Annotated in this window: 2 protein-coding genes and 3 pseudogenes; 3 read left to right on the top strand and 2 right to left on the bottom strand. The window is 61.7% G+C overall.

Annotation, left to right across the window (positions count from 1 at the left end; translation table 11 throughout):
- Positions 1-646, top strand: a pseudogene (locus HZZ13_RS36225) (IS3 family transposase); the annotation flags it as partial.
- A gap of 287 nt (positions 647-933) precedes the next feature.
- Here HZZ13_RS36225 and HZZ13_RS36220 read toward each other — a convergent pair.
- Together HZZ13_RS36220 and HZZ13_RS36215 are read right to left on the bottom strand one after the other, a co-directional pair.
- Positions 934-1,953 (bottom strand): IS110 family RNA-guided transposase, encoded by a 1,020-nt coding sequence (locus HZZ13_RS36220; RefSeq protein ID WP_197964200.1) that lies wholly within the window; start codon positions 1,951-1,953, stop codon positions 934-936.
- 271 nt (positions 1,954-2,224) lie between these two features.
- A pseudogene (locus HZZ13_RS36215) lies at positions 2,225-3,286 on the bottom strand (IS110 family RNA-guided transposase).
- 80 nt (positions 3,287-3,366) lie between these two features.
- Here HZZ13_RS36215 and HZZ13_RS36210 point away from each other — a divergent pair.
- Both HZZ13_RS36210 and HZZ13_RS36205 read left to right on the top strand, forming a co-directional pair.
- Positions 3,367-3,602: pseudogene (locus HZZ13_RS36210) on the top strand (integrase core domain-containing protein); the annotation flags it as partial.
- Between the two features lie 116 nt (positions 3,603-3,718).
- Positions 3,719-4,190: IS110 family RNA-guided transposase (locus HZZ13_RS36205; RefSeq protein WP_311973036.1), on the top strand; the 472-nt coding region annotated here is incomplete at its 3' end.

Genomic DNA, 4,190 nt, shown 5'->3' with positions numbered 1-4,190 from the left:
CGGGGGAGCGGAAAGCTGTCGCCCATCTCATGGATGCCCACGGGATGAGCGAACGGCGGGCGTGTAAAGCCATCGGCAGCTGCCGCATGACTGTGAGATACAAGACGATCCGGACGGACGATGGCGGCCTTCGCCAGCGCATGAAGGCGATCGCGCACGAGCGCCGCCCCTTCGGCTATCGGCGCGTGCATGTCCTGCTCAAGCGGGAGGGCTATACGGTCAACCACAAGAAGCTGTTCCGGCTGTACCGGGAAGAGAAGCTTGCAGTGCGCCGCCGTGGCGGCCGCAAGCGCGCCATGGGACCAGGGCGCCGATGACGGCGCCGATGGCGCCGAACGAGCGCTGGTCGCTCGACTTTGTGTCGGATCAGCTGACCTGCGGCCGCCGCTTCCGCGTCCTCACCGTGGTCGATGACTGCACCCGCGAGTGCCTGGCGCTGGTGGCCGATACCTCGCTCTCCGGCATCCGCGTGGCCCGGGAACTTGACCGGCTGATGATCGAGCGCGGCAAGCCGAAAATGGTGGTCAGCGACAACGGCAGCGAGCTGACCAGCAACGCCATCTTGACATGGGCGGATCAGAGCCGCGTCGCCCGGCACTACATTGCGTCGGGCAAGCCCATGCAGAATGCGTTCATCGAGAGCTTCATGTATAGACGTATATGGACCCCGCCCGATTGCAACGACCGGCTTGATCAGGATCGACGGTCACAACTGCAGACGTATATCCGGCTTCTTGATGCGGCTGGACAACGTCTCCGCCGCGAGCCTCGATGGTTTTCGCCCGCTTCCACCTCAACGGCCCCGAGACATCGGCGCAAGCCGTGCCGGTCCACACATCAGGTTCGGGAAGCGACGGGGTGACCGTTTCGCCATCTCCTGCCATTTGTTGCAATTGCCGGGTGAGACCTCCGTTCCTTGATTGCAGCTTCGCTTCAGGCCGCCTTCACCGACAGCGCCGGCTCATAAGCTGCGTCGCCTGTGAGCATAGCCCACACGATCCGCGCGTTCTTGTTGGCAAGAGCCACGGCCGCGACATTGGGATGGCGCCGTTGTCGGATTTTGCCGAGCCAGAGGCTTCGCGGATCCTGCTTGCCAGTGGCCCGGCTTAAAGCGGCGCGAGCTCCGTGAATCATCAGCGTCCGCAGGTATCGATCGCCGCGTTTGCTGATGCCGAACAAGCGGGCCCGCCCTCCACTGGATCGCTGCTTCGGCACCAGGCCAAGCCAAGCCGCGAACTGGCGGCCGTTCTTGAAACAGCTTCTATCGCCCACGGCGGCGATCATGGCTGTTGCTGTCACAGGTCCGATGCCTTCGATTTTGCCGAGCCGCTGGCACTGCTCATTCGTACGGAAGATTTCCCTTATCCGCCGGTCATAGGCTGCAACGCGGGTATCAAGTTCGGACAACTCCTCTTGCAATTCCCTCATGAGCGCTCGGAGCATCTCGCTGAGGCCGTCATTGATGTTCCCTACGATGACAGCGAGGCCGCGCCGCAGCTGCGCTATGTCACGGGTAATGACAATGCCATGCTCGGACAGAAGACCGCGAATCTGGTTAGCGAGCCTGACCCGGTCGGCGACCAGGCGTCGGCGAATGCGGTGGACAGCCTGTACCGCCAGCTGATCGGTTGATTTCGGTGGCACGAAGCGCATGGACGGACGGCCGACCGCTTCGCAGATGGCTTCCGCATCGTTCTGGTCGTTCTTGTTTGACTTGACGTATGGTGTCACGAACTGAGGGCTGATCAGTCGGACCTGATGGCCAAGCGCCGTGAGTACGCGAGCCCAATAGTGTGCCCCGTTGGAAGCCTCCATGCCGACTAGGCAGGCCGGTAAATTGGCGAAAAAGCCGGCCACCGCATCGCGACGCACAACGACTTTCCCGTGGTTGTCGACGCCGTGAACTTCGAAGACATACTTCGCTAGATCTAGACCTATCCGAACGACCTGCATGATATCCTCCTTCACTGCAGTTGACGCTCGAGATTCCACCGCGGCGAGGGCGGGGTCCATACCATTGGCCCCGCGGATGCAAGGGATTTCAGCGGCACTTTGGATACCGGTCGGGTGCGTTCATGTATACGGCCTGTTAGTGCGACCGATGCCATGGCCGCTGGCCCTGATGGAGATCGCGGATCGAGGCCTCATCAACGGGTCGCGCTTGTTGCGCTTAAAGCTCTTCGGGCTTGCTCGATCCCCAGCTCCGCCGGTGTCCATCATGCTGTCATTTGCCCTCACACCATAAGGTAGCCAACATACGCGGAAAGTCAGGCCGCGAGCTTAGGCCGATAGAATTCCCGGTCGTCATCATCGCCCAGACGATCCGGGCTAATTTGTTGGCAACGGCGACGGCGACGACCATGGGTCGACGCCGTTCAAGCAGGGCTTCGATCCAGCTGCCTCCAACCCGGGAGCGTGCCTTTGGGTACCGAACGACGTTACGTGCTCCGATGACAAGCAAGTGCCTGAGATAGGAATCGCCCTATTTCGTAATCCGGCCGAGCCGATCCTTCCCGCCGGTGGAATTCTGCTTAGGCGTCAGGTCAAGCCAGGCCGCGAACTCCCGCCCGGAGCGGAACATTGTCGCGTCGGGCACGGTCGCGGCGAGAGCTGTGGCCGTTATGGGACCGATCCCGGGGATGGAGGACAGCAACTTCGCCATCGGATTTACTCGCCGGATCTCAGCCAGTTCGCGCTCGATGGCCTCGACCTGCCGGCCCAATTCCTTCAGTTGGCTCACAAGGACGGCCAGCGCGATGCGGGCGTGGGCCGGTAGCGTCAGTTCCTCGTCATCCAACAAGTCCGCCAGACCATCCACCCGTTGCCGGCCTTGCCCGACAATGATTCCGAACTCAGCAAAGTGAGCCCGAATGGCGCAAGCTGTCATGGTGCGTTGGCGGACCAGCAAGCTCTTGCACGATGAAGCATCAAGAAGCCCTGGTTCTCGGCGCTCTTGATTGGAACGAACCGCATATTGGGACGACTAACCGCTTCGCAGATCGCGGCCGCGTCAGCGGCGTCATTCTTGGCCCCTCTTCGGAGGTAGGGTTTAACATAGGCCGGCGGAATCAATCTGACATCGTGTCCAAACTGCCCAATCTCGCGCGCCCAGTGGTGAGCAGTCGCGCAGGCCTCGATGCCGACCAGGCAAGGTGCGAGCGAGGAGAAGAAAGACACGATCTCGCCTCGCCGGAGACGTTCGCGACCGGCCACGCGGCCTTCTATCAACTGCATGGATGTGAAATACGTGCTTCGAAATGTCCAACCCAATTGTCGCGGCTTCCATTGGTCAATTGCTCCTGTTAGCGAGTTCGTCCATCGCTAGTATATCGCCGGCGCCGAGGGAGCGGGGCCGTCTTTCCCATCAACGGCCGGCTGCGGGATGAATTGCGAACCAGACGCTGTTCACGTCAGTGGCCCAGGCTCGCGTCGCACTCGGATGCTGGCGGGCCGATTACAACGATGCCCGACCCCACTCGCAGCTCGGATGGAAAACGCCCTCCGAGTTCGCCTTCACCTGTCACCCGCGCCGGAATCTGGCGCTGCGCTATGCCGAAGGCTCCGCGCCAGCTCCCGTCGCTCCCGCCCAACCGGGCAAATCCAAACCGGAGCGAACTCAGGATTGGATAAACTTGATGTGGTGGAACGGCCCGCTCCAACAGCATCAAAGTGCTAGAACGTGGTCGTTGTTCGAACGCCACAAAGGAGGGACCGTTCCGTGAAACAGGTTAGCACCATTGGGTTAGATTTGGCCAAGCACGTTGTCCAGGTTCACGGCGCGGATGCGGAGGGATCGCCCGTGTTCAACAGGAAATTGCGGCGCAGCGAGGTTCTGCGCTTCTTCGAGAAACTGCCACCATGCCTGGTGGGGATGGAACCCTGCGGTAGCGCCCCCTATTGGGCGCGCGAGATCGCAGCTCTCGGTCATGAGGTGCGGCTCATTCCGCCGGCTTATGTCAAACCCTTCGTAAAGCGAGGCAAAACGGATGCGGCGGACGCAGAGGCCATCAGCGAAGCGGTGACCCGCAAGACCATGCGCTTCGTCCCGATCAAGACGGCCGAGCAACAGGCTGCCGCGATGGTGCTGAAGACCCGCACCCTTCTAGTGCGGCAGCGAACGCAGGCGGCCAACGCGTGGCGCGCGCATCTGGCCGAATTGGGCATCATCGCCACCGCTGGCCTGGCAAAGG

This window comes from Bradyrhizobium agreste (assembly GCF_016031625.1).
GTDB classification, from domain to species: domain Bacteria; phylum Pseudomonadota; class Alphaproteobacteria; order Rhizobiales; family Xanthobacteraceae; genus Bradyrhizobium; species Bradyrhizobium agreste.
Note: the sequence above shows the minus strand (reverse complement) of the source record. Positions and strands in the feature narration are given on the sequence as shown.